Source organism: Streptomyces ipomoeae 91-03 (assembly GCF_000317595.1).
GTDB classification, from domain to species: domain Bacteria; phylum Actinomycetota; class Actinomycetes; order Streptomycetales; family Streptomycetaceae; genus Streptomyces; species Streptomyces ipomoeae.
In genome coordinates this window covers 1-18612 of record NZ_AEJC01000456.1, presented here as the reverse complement: position 1 = coordinate 18612, position 18612 = coordinate 1, and the positions used below count along the sequence as shown (strand labels likewise).

Here is an 18612-nt window from a genome sequence, read left to right as displayed (position 1 = left end):
CAGCGAGTGCAGGTGTTCGCTGGAGCGGCGGGCGAAGGTGAAGGACTCGGTGGGGTTGTCGTGTTCGGCCTGCCAGTGGTGGGCGAGACGGTGGCCCCTGAGGCGGGTCACGGCGGAGATGAACTTCTGGTAGTCGATGTCACCGTCGCCGACATCCACCATGCGGTAGCCGAAGGGGTTGGACGGGTCGCTCTCGCCGTCCTTCACATGGAAGAGCGGGTAGCGGTCGGGGCGCTTGAGGACGTAGTCGAGGGGCTCGAAGGGCGCGGGCTTGCCGTCGGGCCGCTTCGAGAAGCGGAACTGGGCCACGTACGCCCAGAAGATGTCCATCTCCAGGTAGACCAGGTCGGGGTCGGTCTCGCGGAGCAGCACGTCGTAGAGGCGGACCTTGGGGTTGTCGGTGGCGAAGGAGAACTCCTCGGAGTGGTTGTGCTGGTAGAACTTCATGCCCCGCGCCCTGGCCGCGGCGCCGTAGGTGTTGAACTCCTCGGCGGCCCGCTTCCACGCGTCGACGGTGGAGCCGTAGCGGAACGGCCCGGAGGCGGTGCCTATGTGTTTGAGACCGAGGGCCTGGGCGTCGTCGAGGACCTTGTCGAGGTTCTGGGCGAAGGTGTACGCGTTCGGGTCGCTGGAGTAGTAGCCGACGTGGCTGCCGATCGGGGTGAGGCCGTGGTCGCGGGCCAGCCGCCTGAGCTGGGCCAGGGTGATGGGGCCCGCCGATCCCTGGGTGTAGCCGGCGAACTCGACCTCGTCGTAGCCGTACTTCTCCAGCTCGGCGAAGACGGGCGCGAAGCCGAGGGTGGAGACCTTGTCGCGGAGGCTGTAGAGCTGGATGCCGAGGCGGCCGGGCGGCAGGACGGGGCGGCCCCGGCCCTTGTCCGCGGTCGCGGCCTCGGTGGTGCCGGCGGCCTGCGCCGGGGCCGCGGCCGTGCCCAGCAGGGCGGCGGCGGTGGCGCCCGCGGCCACGCCGAGCATGCCTCGTCTGGTGAGGCGGTGGGTGAGTTCGGGGTCCGTCTGGTTCGTGCGGCTCATGCCTGGAACTCCTCGAAGTCGGAGGGCGTTGTCAGTGTCGAGTGCTTCACTTGTGACCAGTTGGAACAGACAGGTCGGGTGGGACCGGCGGGCCAGGCGTGCCCGGCGGCGCCGATCGGTCGAGACCGGCGAGTCGAAGCAGGAGTGCTTTCACATCGGTGGCCGGGAGGCGGTCGCCGACAGCGCGGGGGGTGGAGCAGATGATGAGCGGACCGTCGTCGTCGCTCATGGGCAGGCGGCCGTGGCTGCCTCGAATAGGTGACGGGTCCAGGGGCACGACCGCCATGCGGTAGCGCAGGCCGAGTTTCTTGCGGGCCAGTGCCGTGGCCGCCTTGAGTTTCACATACGGGTCGAGCGGGTCCATGAACAGCTCGACCGGGTCGTAGCCGGGTTTGCGATGGATCTCGACGAGTCGGGCGCGCGGGCGCCGTCGAGCCAGTAGTAGTACGTGAACCAGGCGTCCGGCTCCGCGACGGCGACGAGCTCGCCTGAGCGCGGATGGTCGAGGTGGTAGGCCTTCTTCCCCTCGTCGTCGAGGAGTTGGTCGATGCCGGGGAGATCCGCGAGGGCTGCCCTGGTCGCTTCCAAGTCCTCGGGGCGGCGTACATAGACATGGGCGATCTGGTGGTCGGCGACCGCGAAGGCCCTTGAGGCCATCGGGTCCAGATACTCCATGCCGTCCTGGGTGTGCACCTCGAGGAGGCCGGCGCGGCGCAGGGCGCGGTTGATGTCGACGGGGCGGTCCACGCGGGTGATGCCGTATTCGGAGAGCGCCACCACGGTGCGGCCCTCCGCTCGGGCGTCGTCGAGCAGGGGTGCCATGGCCGTGTCGAGATCGGCGGCGGCCTTCAGGGAGCGCGGGTCGTCGGGGCCGTAGCGCTGCAGGTCGTAGTCGAGGTGAGGGAGGTAGCAGAGCGTCAGATCCGGATGGCGGGTGCGGATGATGTGTCTGGTCGCGTCGATGATCCAGCGGCTGGAGACGAGGTCGGCGCCCGGACCCCAGAAGTGGAACAGGGGAAACGTGCCGAGTTTCGCGGTGAGTTCGTCGTGCAGGGCCGGGGGCCGGGTGTAGCAGTCGGGTTCCTTGCGGCCGTCGGAGTAGTAGATCGGACGGGGGGTGACGGTGATGTCGGTGTCGGCGCCCATGGCGTACCACCAGCAGATATTGGCGACCGTGTAGCCGGGGTGCGCGCGGCGGGCGGCGTCCCACAGTTTGTCTCCGGCGACGAGACCGTTGTGCTGGCGCCACAGCAGTACGTCGCCGAGTTCACGGAAGTACCAGCCGTTGCCGACGATGCCGTGCTCGGCGGGAAGTGCGCCGGTGAGGAAGGTGGACTGGGCGGCGCAGGTGACGGCGGGCAGGACGGTGCCGAGTGGGGCGCGGGAGCCGGACCGGCCGAGGGCTTTGAGGTGGGGCATGTGGTCGAGGAGACGGGGGGTGAGGCCTACGACGTCCAGGACGAGGAGAGGGGTGGGTTTCGCGGGGTTGTGGCCCGTGGGCGGGCGGCGGTCTTCGGGGTGCGGTTTCGTCGAGTTCGACGGATGCGGCGGCGCCGGTGAATCCGACGGTTTCGGCGGCTTGGCGGCGGCTCCTCGCCCGCTCATGGCAGCTCCTTGAGGCCGAGGTCCGTCAACAGGTCGCGGGCGAGGGCGAGTTCGGCGGCGATGCCGTCGGCGAGTTGGGCGCGGCCTCGGGGGCGGAGTTCGGGTGGGAGGGCCTGCCAGGTGTAGGTCTCGACCTCCAGGTGGTGGGTGAGCGGGTGGGCGCCGCCGACCAGGTGGGTCAGGGCGGCCTTGAGGACGGGGAGTGTGGAGGTGAGGAGCGCGGTGGGGGCCGCGTGCAGCGGGACGTGGAAGTGGGAGCGCCACGGGGACGCGTCGGGCAGGGTGTCGCCCGCGAGGGCTTCGCCGAGGTCGTCCGTGCCTCGCAGTCCGGCGGCGGTGGAGGTGCGGGTCTGGTGCAGGAAGCGGGGCTCGTCGAAGGCGGAGAGGGCTTCGCGGACGTCGGGGAGATGGGGGTGTTCGGCATGCAGGGCGGCTGAGAGCTGGGACTTGACGATGGGGACACGGGCGCGGGTGAGCGCGTCCAGGGCGGTGTGCGGATCTTCGAAGGAGGTGGCGAGATGGCAGGTGTCGACGCAGATGCCGATGCGGTCGTGGCCGATGTCGGTCAGGGGGCCGATGGCGTCGGCGGTGGTCTCGACGGTGCAGCCGGGCTCGGGTTCCAGGCCGACGCGGATGGAGCGGCCGGTCAGCTCCGCCACGGCGTCGAGGCGTTCGGCGAGGGTGAGCAGAGCCGTGCGGGCGCGGGCCGCGCGGGCGTCGTCGTACACGGTGCGCCAGGCCAGGGGCAGGGTCGAGATGGTGCCCTCGGTGATGTCGTCGGGGAGGAGTCCGGCGAGGACGCGGGCGAGGGAGGTGGTGTGGGCGAGGCGTTCCGGGTCGGCCCAGTCGGGGCGGTAGACGCGGTACTTGACCTCCTCGGCGCCGAAGCCCTGGTACGGGAAGCCGTTGAGGGTGACCACTTCGAGGCCGCGTCGGTCGAGTTCGCCGCGCAGGCCGCGCAGGGCGGAGGGGTCGGTGACCAGTGCCTGGGCGGCGTCGCCGGCCAGCCACAGGCCGATGCCGAGGCGGTCGCGGCCGAGGCGACGGCGGACGGGCTCACAGTGGTCGCGGAGTTGCGCGAGGACTCCGTCGAGGGTTTCGGCCGGGTGCACATTGGTGCAGTAGGCGAGGTGGACGGTCGAGCCGTCGGGGTGGCGGAAGCGCATGGGTCACTCCCCGCCGCGCAGGATGCTGTTGCCCTCGTGCGTGGCGTCCGTCTCGCCGACGTCCAGGGCGAGACGGCCGCTGAGGCCGTAGAAGGCGACGGGGTTGCGCCAGAGCACCAGGTCCACGTCGTCCTCGTCGAACCCGGTGGCGAGCAGGGCGTCGCCGACCCTGCGGGTCTTGAGGGGGTCGCTTCTGCCCCAGTCGGCGGCGGAGTTGACCAGCACCTTCTCCGGGCCGAACTCCTTGATGACGGCGACCATGCGCTCCTCGTCCATCTTGGTGTCGGGATAGACGGAGAAGCCGAGCCAGCAGCCGCTGTCCTTGGCCTCCTTGACGGTGGTCTCGTTGAGGTGGTCGAGGAGCACCCGTTCGACGGGGAGCGCGGAGGCGCGCACGGCGTCGAGGGTGCGGCGCAGGCCGGCCGGTTTGTCCCGGTGCGGGGTGTGCGCGAGGGCGGGCAGACCGTGGTCGGCGGCCAGTTGCAGCTGGTGCTCCAGGGCTCGGTCCTCCGCCGGGGTCATGGAGTCGTAGCCGATCTCGCCCACGGCCACGACCCGGTCCTTGAGCAGGTAACGGGGCAGATGGTCCAGCACCGGGGTGCAGTTCGGGTCGTTCGCCTCCTTGGGGTTGAGGGCGATGGCGCAGTGGTGGGCGATGCCGTACTGGGCGGCGCGGAAGGGCTCCCAGCCCAGCAGGGAGTCGAAGTAGTCGATGAACGAGGCGGGAGAGGTGCGGGGCTGGCCCAGCCAGAACGCCGGCTCGACGACCGCGCGGACGCCCGCCTCGTACATCGCCTCGTAGTCGTCGGTGGTGCGTGACGTCATGTGGATGTGGGGGTCGAAGATGCGCATCAGGTCTCCTTGCCGTCGATGCCGGTCTCGTCGGCCGGTGGGGGCGCGGTCAGGGCCAGGACGCGGTACAGGTCCTCGGGTACGGGACGGCCCGCGGCGGTGCGTTCCTCGGCGAAGTCGCCGAGCATCCGGGCCAGTTCGGTGTCGCCGTGGGCGCGACGGGCCAGGTCGCCGATCTCGTCGACGGGCACACCGGTGAACAGGCACTTGAGGACGGCGTGCCGCCAGTGGTGCGGGGAAAGGTGCCGGGCGGCGTAGGGGCCGAGGGCGGCGGCGACCAGGCGGGTGTCGTTGGTGCGCAGGGCGTCCTCGACGAGGTGCAGGGCGTCCGGGCCGGGCACAAGGTGGGGCAGTGCGTGCAGCACCGCGCGGCGTTCGTCGGCCGTGCCCTGACGGTAGACCCGGCTGAGCGTGTCGATGTCGGCCCGGGCCGCGTGCAGGATCAGCACGCGGACGGCGTCGGCGTACTCCGCACCGCACCGCCGTCCCGCCTCGGCGAGGCGCAGCTCCCAGACGGAGATCGGCCCATGGGTCCCCGGATGGTCGGCGGCCTCGCCCAGGGCCCGGTCCAGCCAGGCACGGGCGCCGCCCCCGAGGCGGGCGTTCAGATGACCGCGCAGCTGGGCGAGCGGGGCGAGAGCGGGGTTGCCGGGGTCCGGGGTGCCGGAGGCCGGAGTTCCCGCGGCCGGAGTGTCGGGAGCCGGAGTGCCAGGAGCAGGGCTGGCGGGGATGGCCGTCGGGTCGGACGGGGGGCGGTGGTGGATCACGAGGTGCTCCCGTTCGGGGACGGCGGGGTGAGGCCGGAGGTGTCCGGGGTTGCTCGGGTCTTGGTAAGGCCGGCTGCGGTCAAGTCGCGGGTCAGGGTCTGGAGGAAGGAGAGGGACTGTTCGGCGAAGTGGGGGCCGGCGTGGGAGTGGCGGGGTAGTTCGACGACGGTCAGGGCCTGGTGGCCGACGGCGGCCAGGGCTTCCAGGACGGGTGGGAAGTCGATCTCCCCGGCGCCCAGGGGCAGGTGTTCATGGACGCCGCGGCGCATGTCCTCGATCTGGACGTGACGCAGCCAGGGCGCGGCGGCGCGGACGCAGTCGGCGGGAGGGAGGGGTTCCAGGCACTGGCAGTGGCCGATGTCGAGGGTGAGGCCGAGCGCGGCCGGGCTGTCGAGGGCCTCGCGGAGGCGGTGGAAGTCGGCGAGTGCGGCGAGGAGGTGACCGGGCTCGGGTTCGACGGCGAGCGGGATGCCGGCGGCGGTGGCGGCGTCGAGGACGGGGGTGAGCGCGTCGGGGAGGCGTTTCCAGGCGGTGTCCTCGTCCGTGCCGGGTGGGGTGATGCCGCTGAAGCAGTGCACGGCGTGGGCTCCCAGGTCGGCGGCGACCTGTACCGCGCGGATGAGCAGGTCGGTCCGGCGGGCGCGATCGTCGGGGTCGGCGTCCAGGAGCGTCGGGCCGTGTTTGCGGCGGGGGTCCAGGATGTAGCGGGCGCCGGTTTCCACGGTGACCGTCAGGCCGAGGGCGTCCAGGCGTCGGGCGAGTCGCCGGGTACGGGCGGCGAGGTCGGGGGCCAGCGGGTCGAGATGCATGTGGTCGAGGGTCAGACCGACGCCGTCGTAGCCGAGGTCGGCGAGCAGGGCGAGTGCGTCGTCGAGGCGGAGGTCGGTGAGGCCGTTGGTGCCGTAGCCGAAGGAGAGGCGAGTGGGAGCGGAGGTGATGTCGGGCGACGGCGGCTGTCGTGGCTGGAGTGGTTCGGGTGTGAGTTGTGGAGACACGTCGGGGTTCGTCGGGAGGGGCTGCTGTGGATTCATGAGAGGGCCGCCTTCCTGTCGTCCTCCGGCGTCGGCTCGCCGCTCCGTTGTCCCCGCGCTCGCAGCCGGTCCGCGAAGTTCGTCAGCGCCGCGTACTGGTCTGCCAGTGCCGAGGGCCCCTCCCCCACCGGGTCCTTGAAGTAGAAGCCGAGGTCGGTCATGGGGCCGGTGAGGCCGCGTTCGTGGGCGCGGGACAGGAGGCGGGCGAGGTCCAGGACCAGCGGGGCGGCCAGGGCGGAGTCGCAGCCCTGCCAGGTGGTCTGGAGGGTCATGCGGGTGCCGAGGAAGCCGTCGAAGGCGATGTGGTCCCAGGCGGTCTTCCAGTCGCCGAGGGCGGGGACGTCGTCGATGTGGGTCTCGCCCTCGGGGGTCGTGCCCAGGGTGTCGGCCAGGACGCGTTCCTTGCCGGCGTTCTTGGCAGCGGCGGCGGCCGGGTCGGCGAGGGCTGCGCCGTCTCCGCCGCCCAGGAGGTTGGTGCCGGACCAGGCCCGGACGGTCAGTGCCCGCTGGGCGAACATCGGGCCCAGGACGGAGCGGAGCAGCGTCTGGCCGGTCTTGCCGTCACGGCCCGCGTAGGGGACGCCGGACGACTTCGCCAGGTGCGCCAGCGCCGGGTGGTTCAGGCCGGTCGACGGGGTGAAGTTCACATACGGGCAGCCGGCGCGCAGGGCCGCCGCCGCGTAGAGGGAGCTGGGCGGCAGGGCGGAGCCGGTGGGGGCGGGTTCCGTCGAGGCGACGTTCACCACGACGGCTCGGGTGAGGTTCCGGCGTCGTACGAAGTCGTGAATGTCGGCGGTGAAGGAGGAGATCAGCCCGGCGGGGTCCCTCGTGTCGTCGGGGAGCGGGCCGCCGGGCCTGATCTCGGCGTCCGCGGCGGTGAGTTCGGTGGTGATCGCGGCCGGGAGGCCGTGGGGGAGGACGCCGGCGGCGGCCAGGGCCTCGGCGCGTTTGGGGAGGGGGCGGTCGGCCGTGTCGTGGCCGCCGAAGACGAGGGAGGAGAGGGGTGGGAGGCCTGAGCCGGCGAAGAGGGGGGTCTCGGTGAGCATGCCCGTGGGGGTGTGCAGGCCCGCGGTGATGGCCGCGCAGCCCGCGACGACAGTGGTGGCGACGGAACCTCGGCCTCCGATCAGCCATACGCCCACCCGTCCCCGCCGGTCGGAGCCTTCGTATCCGGCGGAGCCTTCGGAACGGGACACGGAACGGGACACGGACATGGGCAGCCTCCTCGTCGTACGCGGTCGTGGACGGTCTCGGACAGTCCTGCGCGGACCTTGGCGGTACAGCGGTGCAGTGGCTCGGCGGCCCGGCGGTGCGGGGCCGGGGAAGACGGCGGGCGGGAGTCCGGCGTCGCCCGCCCGCCGTCGCTCAGTCGCCCGGAGGCGGAGCCGCGTCGGCGGTCCGCACGGGCAGTTCCTTGATCCGGACGTCGCGGAAGGACACCTGGTCGTCGGCGCCGTGGTTCTGGATGCCGATGTGTCCGTCGGTGAGGCTCCGTGCCGGGTCGGTGTTGGTGAAATCGTTGATCTTCACGCCGTTGAGCCAGACGCGGAGGCGTTCGCCCTCCACGCGGATCTCGTACGTGTTCCACTCCCCCGGCGGGTTCAGCGCGCGGTCGCGCTTCTTGATGTCGGCGGACTGGAAGCCGTAGACGGACCCGGTGGTCTTCTCGGGTACGTCCGTGGCGTCGATCTGGATCTCGTAGCCGCTGTTCACGGCCGACCACGGGTCGTCCGAGGGCGGGAAGCCCACGAACACACCGGAGTTGTCGTCACCCGAGGCGCCGGCCGTCCTCCAGTCGAGCTTCAGGGAGTACGAGCCGAAGGCCGAGGCGGCGTACCAGAGCATGCCCATGCCGCCGCTCGATGTCAGCGTGCCGTCCTCGTCGAGTTCGAAGGAGCCCGGACCGGCCTGCCGCCACGTCGACAGGGACTCCGCCGTGCCGTCGAAGAGCGGCCGGTAGCCGTTCTCCGGTCGGCAGTCGGCCTGGGCCTCGCCGATCGCCCAGCGGATGCCGCCGAGCAGATGCTGCCGGAAGGCGGGTTCGGCGAAGGACTCCTTGGTGTGGCCGCCGCCGGTGTAGAAGGCCCGGCCGCCCTGGTAGTGCTGGCACCAGGCGATGGGATGGTCGCCGTTCATGGTGCCGCCGCCGTACGACGACTCGTCGAGCGAGGCGAGGACGTGGGCCCGGTCGCGTGGATTGGAGCGGTAGTTGTACCGCTCGTCCGTGCGGTTCCAGGTCGCGCCGAGGCCCGAGGTCGCCGGGTGGGCGTGGTCCTCGACATCGACCGTCGCGGGCTGGATCGCGGGGTGCGACTGGAAGTACGCGCCCGCGAGTCCGCCGTAGAAGGCCCAGTCGTATTCGGTGTCGGCGGCGGCGTGGATGCCCACGTAGGCGCCGCCGCGTCTGATGTACCGCTCGAACGCGCCCTGTTGGGCCTCGTTCAGGACGTCGCCCGTCGTGGACAGGAAGACCACCACGTCGTAGCGCCCGAGGTTCCGGGTGGTGAAGGCGCCCGCGTCCTCGGTGGCGTCGACCTTGAAGCCGTGCGCCGCGCCCAGCTCCCGTACGGCCGCGATGCCCTCGGGGATCGAGTCGTGCCGGAAGCCGGCCGTCTTGGAGAACACCAGCACCCGGCTCTCGGAGACCCCGGCCTCATTCGACACGGCCGGCCCCGACACGCACCCGATCAGCAGGGCGGCGCCGCCCACGGCGGCCCACACTCGTCCGCTCGTCACTCGCCCGGCAGCTGTTCGTCCCTTCGTTCCCATGGCCGCCCCTCACCTCGTCGTGAAGGCGAAGTCGTCCACGTCGAACAGGCCGCCGGAGCCGCTGCCCTTGAACACCAGGTAGAGCGTGGTGGTGCCGCGCGGGGCGCGGGACAGGTCGGCGGTGACGTCCTGGAAGTTCTCCCAGCCGCCGGTGACCGGCACGGTCGCGGCGCCGAGGAGCCGGCCGGCCGGGGAGCCCGCCCTGACCTCCAGTTCGCCGCCCGCGCCACCGGAGGAGATGCGCGCGGTGAGCTGTGTGGCGTTGGAGAGGACGTACGGCTTGAAAGAGATCCAGTCGCCGTTCGAGATGTCACCGACGGTCTTGCCGCCGTGCGCGGTCGCCTTGGACTGCACGGTGATGCCGGACGAGTCGCCGTAGTGCTCGGCCTGGCGGTGCTTGGGCTGGACGACGTTCTGGTCGTGGGTGGTCAGCGGGGCCTGGCCGCCGCCTCCGCCGTCGGTGTACTCGGCGTCGAAGACCCCGAAGATGTTGGCGTTGGGGTCGTGGCCGCCGTCGGCGCTGGTCTGGATGGTGCCGGTGCAGCCGTTGGCGGAGGTCACGGGGTGGCCGTGGCTGTCATGGCCGAGGATGAAGGTGACCTTGACCTTCGAGCAGTCGATCGGACGGCCGTCCTCCGGATCGCTCACCTTCACCTTGAACGGCACGGCGTCACCGAAGGCGAACAGCTGACCGTCCTGCGGGAGTTGCAGTTCGACCTTGGGCGCGGTGTTTCCGACGACGATCCGCACACTCGCGCTGCCGGTGCGGCCGGAGGGGTCCTTCGCGGTCACGGTCGCCGTGTAGGTGCCGTTCTTCTTGTACGTGTGGCCGGGGTTCGCGGCCGTGGATGTGCCGCCGTCGCCGAAGTCCCAGCTGTAGGTGAGAGCGTCGCCGTCCTGGTCGCTGGTGCCCTCGGAGGAGAAGCGCACCTTGAGCTTCGCTTGCCCGGAGGTGCGGTCGGCGGCGGCCTGGGCGACCGGGGAGTGGCCGTCGGTGGCGTTCTCGATGCGGTACAGCGCGGAGTGCTCGTCGCCGCCGAACCAGGAGATGCCGTAGTCGAGGACGTAGAGCGCGCCATCTGGGCCGAAGGCCATGTCCATGACCTGGGTGCCGGTCCAGGGCACGTCACCGATCGACTGCACGGTGCCGTCGGCGTCACTGGTGATCCGCTTGATCCAGCGGCGCCCGAACTCACCGGCGAAGAAGTCGCCGTCGTACGCCTGAGGGAACTTCACCGGGGAGTCGAGCGAGGCGTCGTAGTGGTAGACGGGGCCGCCCATCGGGGACTCGGAGCCGTCGCCGAACTCCGGGACGGAGGCGCCGTCGTACGGGATCCAGGCGGGCTCGGCGGGCGGCAGGTCGGTGAGGCCGGTGTTGTTCGGCGAGGTGTTCTCGGGGGCCGAGCAGTCGAAGGCCGCGCCCGAGGTGCCGGTGGCGAAGTCGTAGTCGACGTAGGCGTCGTTCTTGCCCGTGCAGTAGGGCCAGCCGAAGTTGCCGGGCTTGGTCACCCGGGCGAACTCGACCTGGCCGGCCGGGCCGCGCGAGGGGTTGGCGGCGCCGGCGTCGGGGCCGTACTCGCCGACGTAGAGGATGCCGGTTTCCTTGTCGACGCTGAAGCGGAACGGGTTGCGGAAACCCATCGCGTAGATCTCGGGGCGCGTCTTGTCCGTGCCCGGCGCGAAGAGGTTGCCGTCGGGGACGGAGTAGGAGCCGTCGGCGCCCACCTTGATGCGCAGGATCTTGCCGCGCAGGTCATTGGTGTTGGCGGAGGTGCGCTGGGCGTCGAAGGCCGGGTTGCGGTTGGCGCGCTCGTCGATGGGAGTGAAGCCGTCCGACTGGAACGGGTTGCTGTCGTCGCCCGTCGACAGGTACAGGTTGCCCGCCGCGTCGAAGTCGATGTCGCCGCCGACATGGCAGCAGATGCCGCGGGAGGCGGGGACGTCGAGGATCTTCGTCTCGCTGGCCGTGTCGAGGGTGCCGTCCGTCTTCAGGACGAAGCGGGAGAGCCGGTTGACGCCGTCGAAGGGCGCGAAGTCGGCGGCGGTACCGGTCTCGGGGGCGTCGCCCGCGGGGGTGTTCAGCGGGGGCGCGTAGTAGAGGTAGATGAAGCGGTTGTCGACGAAGCCCGGGTCGACGCCGATGCCTTGCAGGCCCTCCTCGTCGTGGGAGTACACGTCGAGCTTGCCCGCGAGCTTGGTGTTGCCCGCCGCGTCGGTCAGGCGCAGCTCGCCGTCGCGGGAGGTGTGCAGGACCGAGCGGTCGGGGAGGACGGCGAGCGACATGGGCTCACCGACCTCCGGTTCGCCCTTGGCGAGGGTGACCTGCTGGAAGTCCTCGGCCGCGGCGGTCTGCGGGGCGGTTTCGGCCGCGCCCGCAGCGGGCGAGGTGAGCGAGAGCGAGGCGCCCGCGAGCAGCAGACCGCTCAGCAGTGCGAGGGGCCCGCGAACGCTCCGGCGTCTGAAGTGGCCGGTGGGGTGTCTGGTGTCGTCGTACGGGTGCACGAAATGCCTCCAAGGAGGGGCCGGTCGTACGGAGGTGTACGGGTGTGTGCGGTACGCCGGGGTGCGCCGTCACCCCGGAGACGGGAAGCGCCCTTGGGGAATCAGGGCCTAGTCGTTGCCGCCGAACGCCGCGTCGAACGAGGCCGACGGCGGTTCGAAGTCGTACGCCTTGAGGCGGGCCAGGGCCTCGGGGGCGCCCTGGAGCCGGTCCATGCCGGCGTCCTCCCACTCGACGGAGACGGGGCCCTGGTAGTCGATGGAGCGCAGCATCCGGAAGACGTCCTCCCAGGGCACGTCGCCGTGGCCGGCCGACACGAAGTCCCAGCCGCGACGCGGGTCGCCCCACGGCAGATGCGAGCCGAGGCGGCCGTTGCGGCCGTCGAGCCGCTTGCGGGCCTCCTTGCAGTCGACGTGGTAGATCCGGTCGCGGAAGTCCCACAGGAAGCCGACCGGGTCGAGGTCCTGCCACACGAAGTGCGAGGGGTCGAAGTTCAGCCCGAAGGCCGGACGCCGGTCGACCGCCTCCAGAGCGCGCTGGGTCGTCCAGTAGTCGTACGCGATCTCGCTCGGGTGGACCTCGTGGGCGAAGCGCACGCCCTGGGCGTCGAAGACGTCGAGGATCGGGTTCCAGCGGGTCGCGAAGTCCTCGTAGCCGCGCTCGATCATCGACTCGGGGGCCGGCGGGAACATGGCCACCAGATGCCAGATGGCGGAGCCGGTGAAGCCGATGACGGTGTCCACGCCGAAGGCCGCCGCGGCGCGTGCCGTGTCGGCCATCTCGGCGGCGGCCCGCCGCCGTACGCCCTCGGGTTCGCCGTCGCCCCAGATACGTGCGGGCAGGATGGCGCGGTGGCGTTCGTCGATGATGGCGTCGCACACCGCCTGGCCCACCAGATGGTTGGAGATGGCCCAGCACTTCAGGCCGTACTTCTCCAGCAGTCGGTGACGGGAGTCGATGTACGACGGGTCGGCGAGGGCCTTGTCGACCTCGAAGTGGTCGCCCCAGCAGGCGAGTTCGAGTCCGTCGTAGCCGAAGTCGCGGGCGAGGCGGCAGACCTCTTCGAGGGGCAGGTCGGCCCACTGCCCGGTGAAGAGCGTGAAGGTGCGCGGCATACGGCAAGGCCTCCTCAGACCGCTGCGGTGGTGGACGTCGGGGTGTAGACGGAGTTCTTCTCGGCGCTCTCCTCCACGGCCGCGAGCACCCGCTGCACCTGGAGACCGTCGGCGAAGGACGGTTCGGGCCGGGTTCCCGTGGCGATGGCGTGCACCAGATCGCGGGCCTGGTGGATGAAGGTGTGCTCGTAGCCGAGGCCGTGGCCCGGCGGCCACCAGGCGTCCAGGTACGGGTGGTCGGACTCGGTGACGAGGATGCGGCGGAAGCCGGCGTGGGCGCCGGGTTCGGTGGCGTCGTGGTAGGAGAGTTCGTTGAGGCGTTCCAGGTCGAAGGCCAACGAGCCGCGCTCACCGTTGAGTTCGATGCGCAGGGCGTTCTTGCGGCCGGTGGCGAAGCGGGTCGCCTCGAAGGAGGCGATGGCGCCGGAGGCGAACCGGCCGGTGAACAGGGCCGCGTCGTCCACGGTGACCGGGCCGCGCCCGGTCGCGCCACCGGCGGACGCCAGACCACTGGACGCCCCGGCGGGCAGGGGCCTCTCCCGTACGAAGGTCTCGGTCAGCGCCGACACCCCGACCACCGGCTCCCCCGCCAGATACTGGGCGAGGTCGACGATGTGCGCGCCCAGGTCGCCGAGCGCTCCCGAGCCCGCCGACTCCTTGCGCAGCCGCCAGGTGAGCGGGAACTCCGGGTCCACGAGCCAGTCCTGAAGGTATGTCACCCGTACGTGGCGCAGGGCGCCCAGGCGTCCCTCGGCGACCATGCGCCGGGCGAGCGCGGTGGCGGGCACCCGACGGTAGTTGAAGCCGACCATCGCCGACTGTCCGCGTGCGTGGGCCTCTTCGGCCGCCGCCGTCATCGCCTCCGCCTCCTCGACGGTGTTGGCGAGCGGCTTCTCGCAGAGCACATGCTTGCCGGCGGCGAGCGCGGCGAGGGCGATCTCGGCGTGGCTGTCGCCAGGGGTGCAGATGTCGACGACGTCGATGTCGTCCCGCGCGACCAGCTCCCGCCAGTCCGTCTCGACCGCTGCCCAGCCGTGCCGGTCGGCCATGGCGCGCACCGCGTCGCCGTCACGGCCGCAGACCGCCGCGAGCACCGGGCTGAGCGGCAGCTCGAAGACCCGGCCGACGGTCCGCCAGCCCTGGGAGTGCGCGGCCCCCATGAAGGCGTACCCGACCATCCCGACCCGCAACGGCGGCTTGTCGAGCCCCCCGGCGAGCCCGGCGGGCCACGCCCCGGCGCTCGCGCCGGGCCCGGTCGTGGCTCCCGCCCCGGCACCGATCCGGGCCCCGGCCTCGGCTTCGGACCTCGCCCCGGGCCCGCTCCGGGGCCCGGCCTCGGCTTCGGTCGCCGCCCCGGGGCCGATCCGGGCTTCAGCCCCGTTGTCCGGCCCTGCGGCTCCTGCCTCCGCCTCGGCCTGGTCGGGCTGCTGCGGCTGTCCCATGCGTGTGTCCTCCTCGTGATCGCGGCGCGGTGGGGGGTGGGGCCTGACGGCGTGCCCGGGGCTCGATCCTTCGTCCTGGGTCCCCGGTCCTCGTTCCTGGGTCCCCGGTCCTCGTTCTTGGGTCCCCGGGTCCTCGTTCCCAGTCCCGGTCCTCGTTTCCGGTCAGGCCCGTCCGGCGGGAGTCGTCACTTGAAGCCGGTGGGCATGTACTGGTCGACGTTGCTCTTGTCGACGACGGCCGAGTACAGCGTCAGCGAGGCCGGGATCTCGAACTCGGCGAGACCGCTCACGCCCTTGCTCTGGCCGAGGGCGCGGGCGAGGTCGATCGCGGACGCGGCCATGGTCGGCGGGTAGAGGACGGTCGCCTTGAGGACACCGTCGTCCTTCTTGATGGCCTGGAACGCGGAGAGCGCGCCCGCGCCGCCGACCATCAGGAAGTCGTCGCGCCCGGCCTGCTCGATGGCGCGCAGGGCGCCCACACCCTGGTCGTCGTCGTGGTTCCACAGGGCGTCGAACTTCGACTGGGCCTGTAGGAGCTGGGCCATCTTCGCCTGCCCGGACTCCACCGTGAACTCGGCCGCCTGACGGGCCACCTTCTCGATGTTCGGGTAGTTCTTCAGCGCGTCGTCGAAGCCCTGGGTGCGCTGCTTGGTCAGCTCCAGGTTGTCCAGCCCGGCCAGCTCGATGACACGGGCGTTCTCCTTGTCCTTGAGCTGCTCGCCGATGTAGTGCCCGGCGTTGAGGCCCATGCCGTAGTTGTCGCCGCCGATCCAGCAGCGGTACGCCTGCGGGGAGTTGAAGATCCGGTCGAGGTTGACGACGGGGATGCCGGCCCGCATCGCCTTCAGACCGACCTGGGTGAGGGCCTTGCCGTCGGCGGGCAGGACGACCAGCACGTCGACCTTCTTGTTGATCAGCGTCTCGATCTGGCCGATCTGCTGGGCGGTGTCGTTGGACCCCTCGGTGATCTCCAGGGTGACGTCCTCGTACCGTTCGGCGCGGCTCTTGGCGTTCTCGTTGATCGCGTTGAGCCAGCCGTGGTCGGCCTGGGGTCCGGCGAAGCCGATGGTGACCGCCTTGCCGCGCTTGTCGTCGGCGGCCGTCTGCTCGTTGGCGGCGGGGGCGTCGTCGGACTCGTTGCTGGTGCAACCGGTGAGGAGCGCGCCGGCCGAGACGGCGGCGGTCCCGAAGAGCAGTCCTCTGCGGCTCGTGAGGTGTGCCATGGCGTGGGCCCTACTTTCTTGATTGTTGGGTTCGAACTGGTCATTCGTAAGATCAGCGGGACCCAGGGGCTCTGGGTATGGCTGTCATGGCGGCGCCGTGAGATGGCTGGAAAGGCTTGGCCGCCCGGAGCCCCGCGACGACTCGACCGCCAATTGGGAGATGCGACTCGATCGCTGCGTAGGGCAACGTCGGCGAGGTCGTCTGCTGGGCTGTGAACGCGCGACGAGCTGGCGGAGGTGACCGTGCCCCGGATATGGGCCGGAGTGGACATCGGCAAGGAACATCACCACTGCGTGGTGATCAACAGTGACGGCGAACGGCTGCTGTCCCGCCGGGTCCTGAACGACGAGTCGGCCCTGCTGGAACTGATCGGGGACGTCCTGGCCCTCGACGAAGACGTGCTGTGGGCCGTCGACCTCAACCACGGTGGCGCCGCCCTGCTGATCGGACTGCTGCTCGGCCACAGCCAGCCGATGGTCTACATCACCGGCCTGACCGTGCACCGCGCATCGGCCTCTTACCGGGGCGAGGGCAAGACGGACGCCAAAGACGCCTTCGTCATCGCCGGCCAAGCCCGCATGCGCCGTGACCTGGGCCTGCTGCGGCCTGGCGACGAGATCGCCGTCGACCTGCGCACCCTGACCACCCGCCGCACCGACCTCGTCTGTGACCGCACCCGGCAGATCAACCGGCTCCGTGCCCAACTCCTGGAGATCTTCCCCGCGTTGGAGCGGGCGCTGGACCTGACCAACAAGGGTCCGGTCTTGCTGCTGACGGGTTACCAGACCCCGGCGGCGATCCGCCGCGCAGGCGTGAAGCGCATCGAGGCGTGGCTGAAAAACCGCAAGGTCCGCGGAGCTGCCGCACTGGCCAAAGCGGCTGTGGAGGCTGCCGAGGCCCAGCACACGGCCCTGCCCGGCGAGCAGCTGGCCGCCGCCATGGTGGTGCGCCTCTCGAAGGGGGTGATGGCCCTCGATGAGGAGATCGCAGAACTCGAAGCCCTGATCGAGGCCCGGTTTCGCGAGCACCCGCACGCCGAAGTGATCGTGAGCCTGCCCGGGATGGGCAAGCTGATGGGCGCTGTGTTCCTCGCCGTGACCGGTGGCGACATGGACGCCTTCGGCAGCGCCGACCGGCTCGCCGGCTACGCCGGCCTGGCCCCGGCCCCACGCGACTCCGGCCGCGTCAGCGGCAACCTCCGCCGACCACGCCGCTTCCACCGCGGCCTGCTCAACGCGATGTACCTGTCGGCCCTGTCGAGCCTGAAGAGCTGCCCGGCCTCGAAGGCGTACTACCAACGCAAACGCGCCGAGGGGAAAGGCCACAAGCAGGCGCTGCTGGCGCTCGCGCGCCGTCGCGTCAACGTCTTGTGGGCCATGATCCGCGACGGAGCGTGCTACCAAGCCACACCACCTGTCACAGCAGCGGCTTGACATCAGCATTGGGAAGCCTTTCCGTGTGGGGCATGCGGGGCGGATCAGGCGGGGGGAGGCAGGCGGCTCGGATGCCTCGGCGGCGTCGCAGCCGCCTCCGGGGTCTCAAGGGCCTCAGAGATCTCAGGCATCCTGGGTACGACTCAGACGTCCTGGGCGCCTCGGATCGTGGTCGGTCGTACGAGGCTTCAGGTCGTGTTGGCCGTACGTCGCTGGACCAGGACCGCGGCGACGATGATCGCGCCCTTGGCGATCTGCTGGACGTCGCTCTGCAGATTGTTGAGGGCGAAGATGTTGGTGATCGTGGTGAAGATCAGGACACCGAGGACGGAGCCCGTGATGGTGCCCCGGCCCCCGCTGAGCAGGGTGCCCCCGATGATCGCGGCGGCGATGGCGTCGAGCTCGTAGAGGTTGCCGTTGGTGTTCTGACCCGACCCGGACAGCACGATCAGCAGGAACGCGGCGATGCCGCAGCACAGCCCGGAGAGCAGATAGAGGTAGAGCCGCTGACGTCGGACGTCGATGCCGGCGAGGCGGGCGGCCTCCGCGTTGCCGCCGACGGCGACGGTGCGGCGGCCGAAGGTCGTACGGTTCAGCAGCAGCCAGCCGATGATCGTCACGACCGCGAACACCAGCACGAGCGGCGGGATGCCGAGCACGTACGCGTCGCGCTCGCCCAGGTCCAGGATCGCGTCGACGGTGACGACCTGGGTGCTGCCGTCGGTGATCTGGAGGGCGAGCCCCCGGGCGGAAGCGAGCATGGCGAGGGTGGCGATGAACGGGACCATGCCGCCGTACGCGATGAGCAGTCCGTTGACCAGGCCGCATCCGACGCCGACGATCACCGCGGTGAAGAGGATGCCGACGAAGCCGTACTCCTGGGTGGCGACCGTCGTCGCCCAGACGGAGGCCAGCGCGACGATCGCGCCGACCGACAGATCGATCCCGCCGGAGGTGATGACGAAGGTCATGCCGACGGTGACGACGCCGATCACCGACGCCTGGGTGAGGACGAGTTGGAGGTTGCGGGTGTCGAGGAACTCGTCGGGCTTGGTGATGCCGCCGATGACGATCAGGGCGACGAGGACACCGAGGAGCGAGAGGGTGCGGACGTCGGCGCGGAACACGAGGGCGCGCCAGGCGGGCGGTTCGCTGACGGGTGTCACCTTGTCGGTGTCGCCCCTGGGCGGGGACACGGGCTGTGTCATGACGCCGGGATTCCTTCCATGGGGCTTCCTCCCTGAGGGCTTCCTTCCATGACGAGGTCGAGTACGCGGTGCTCGTCGAGTTCACGGGCGGGTGCCGTGTGGACGACGCGGCCCTCGCGCAGGACGAGGACCCGGTCGGCGAGGCCGAGTACCTCGGGCACCTCACTGGAGACCAGCAGTACGGCCAGTCCCTCGTCGGCGAGGCGGCGTACGACCGCGTACAGCTCGGCGCGGGCGCCCACGTCGACGCCCCGGGTCGGCTCGTCGAGCAGCAGCACCTTGCAGCCGCGCAGCAGCCAGCGGGCGAGGACGGCCTTCTGCTGGTTGCCACCGGAGAGGGTGCGGACCGGCACGGACGTGTTGTCCGGGCGCAGCGACAGCTCCCGGGTGGCGGCCCGCGCGGCACGGTGCTCGGCGCCCCGGTCGATCCAGCCCCCGCGCGAGAAGCGGGACATGGACGACACCGAG

At 71.0% G+C, this 18612-nt stretch carries 14 protein-coding genes and 1 pseudogene; 1 reads left to right on the top strand and 14 read right to left on the bottom strand.

The window, feature by feature from the left end; translation table 11 throughout:
* From STRIP9103_RS29975 to STRIP9103_RS29920, 12 genes and pseudogenes are all read right to left on the bottom strand, one after another.
* Positions 1-1032: sugar phosphate isomerase/epimerase family protein (locus STRIP9103_RS29975; protein WP_009326682.1), on the bottom strand; the 1032-nt coding region annotated here is incomplete at its 3' end.
* A gap of 46 nt (positions 1033-1078) precedes the next feature.
* Positions 1079-2637 (bottom strand): annotated as a pseudogene (locus tag STRIP9103_RS29970) (alkaline phosphatase family protein).
* Positions 2634-3803, bottom strand: a complete 1170-nt coding sequence (gene eboE, locus STRIP9103_RS29965) for a metabolite traffic protein EboE (RefSeq protein WP_009326676.1) — start codon at positions 3801-3803, stop codon at positions 2634-2636. The pseudogene STRIP9103_RS29970 and the gene eboE overlap by 4 nt, the downstream one beginning before the upstream one ends.
* Positions 3804-3806: 3 nt before the next feature.
* Positions 3807-4655 (bottom strand): TatD family hydrolase, encoded by an 849-nt coding sequence (locus STRIP9103_RS29960; RefSeq protein ID WP_009326684.1) that lies wholly within the window; start codon positions 4653-4655, stop codon positions 3807-3809.
* Positions 4655-5422, bottom strand: a complete 768-nt coding sequence (locus tag STRIP9103_RS29955) for an EboA domain-containing protein (RefSeq protein ID WP_009326670.1) — start codon at positions 5420-5422, stop codon at positions 4655-4657. The genes STRIP9103_RS29960 and STRIP9103_RS29955 overlap by 1 nt, the downstream gene beginning before the upstream one ends.
* Positions 5419-6453 carry a sugar phosphate isomerase/epimerase family protein gene (locus STRIP9103_RS29950; protein ID WP_009326679.1) on the bottom strand — a complete coding sequence of 345 codons (1035 nt, stop codon included), beginning with the start codon at positions 6451-6453 and terminating at the stop codon, positions 5419-5421. The genes STRIP9103_RS29955 and STRIP9103_RS29950 overlap by 4 nt, the downstream gene beginning before the upstream one ends.
* Positions 6450-7667 (bottom strand): inositol-3-phosphate synthase, encoded by a 1218-nt coding sequence (locus tag STRIP9103_RS29945; RefSeq protein WP_009326672.1) that lies wholly within the window; start codon positions 7665-7667, stop codon positions 6450-6452. The genes STRIP9103_RS29950 and STRIP9103_RS29945 overlap by 4 nt, the downstream gene beginning before the upstream one ends.
* A 151-nt stretch (positions 7668-7818) precedes the next feature.
* On the bottom strand, positions 7819-9222 hold the full coding sequence (locus tag STRIP9103_RS29940) for a ThuA domain-containing protein (RefSeq protein ID WP_048821244.1): 1404 nt from the start codon (positions 9220-9222) through the stop codon (positions 7819-7821).
* Between the two features lie 9 nt (positions 9223-9231).
* Positions 9232-11724 carry a PQQ-dependent sugar dehydrogenase gene (locus STRIP9103_RS29935; RefSeq protein WP_009326678.1) on the bottom strand — a complete coding sequence of 831 codons (2493 nt, stop codon included), beginning with the start codon at positions 11722-11724 and terminating at the stop codon, positions 9232-9234.
* Positions 11725-11832: 108 nt separating this feature from the next.
* A complete protein-coding gene (locus tag STRIP9103_RS29930; protein ID WP_009326671.1) occupies positions 11833-12837 on the bottom strand; it encodes a sugar phosphate isomerase/epimerase family protein in 1005 nt (334 codons plus the stop codon).
* 14 nt (positions 12838-12851) lie between these two features.
* Positions 12852-14279 (bottom strand): Gfo/Idh/MocA family protein, encoded by a 1428-nt coding sequence (locus STRIP9103_RS29925; RefSeq protein ID WP_009326683.1) that lies wholly within the window; start codon positions 14277-14279, stop codon positions 12852-12854.
* A 185-nt stretch (positions 14280-14464) separates the two neighbouring features.
* On the bottom strand, positions 14465-15502 hold the full coding sequence (locus tag STRIP9103_RS29920; RefSeq protein ID WP_009326674.1) for a substrate-binding domain-containing protein: 1038 nt from the start codon (positions 15500-15502) through the stop codon (positions 14465-14467).
* Between the two features lie 243 nt (positions 15503-15745).
* Here STRIP9103_RS29920 and STRIP9103_RS29915 point away from each other — a divergent pair, with 243 nt between their 5' ends.
* Positions 15746-16936, top strand: a complete 1191-nt coding sequence (locus tag STRIP9103_RS29915; RefSeq protein ID WP_009310112.1) for an IS110 family RNA-guided transposase — start codon at positions 15746-15748, stop codon at positions 16934-16936.
* A gap of 188 nt (positions 16937-17124) precedes the next feature.
* On the opposite strand, the gene STRIP9103_RS29910 is transcribed toward STRIP9103_RS29915, so the two are convergent.
* Together STRIP9103_RS29910 and STRIP9103_RS29905 are read right to left on the bottom strand one after the other, a co-directional pair.
* Positions 17125-18144, bottom strand: coding sequence for an ABC transporter permease (locus STRIP9103_RS29910; protein WP_009326680.1), 1020 nt, complete (start codon positions 18142-18144; stop codon positions 17125-17127).
* A partial coding sequence (locus STRIP9103_RS29905) for an ATP-binding cassette domain-containing protein (RefSeq protein WP_048821243.1) occupies positions 18141-18612 on the bottom strand: 472 nt, incomplete at its 5' end. The genes STRIP9103_RS29905 and STRIP9103_RS29910, both read right to left, overlap by 4 nt.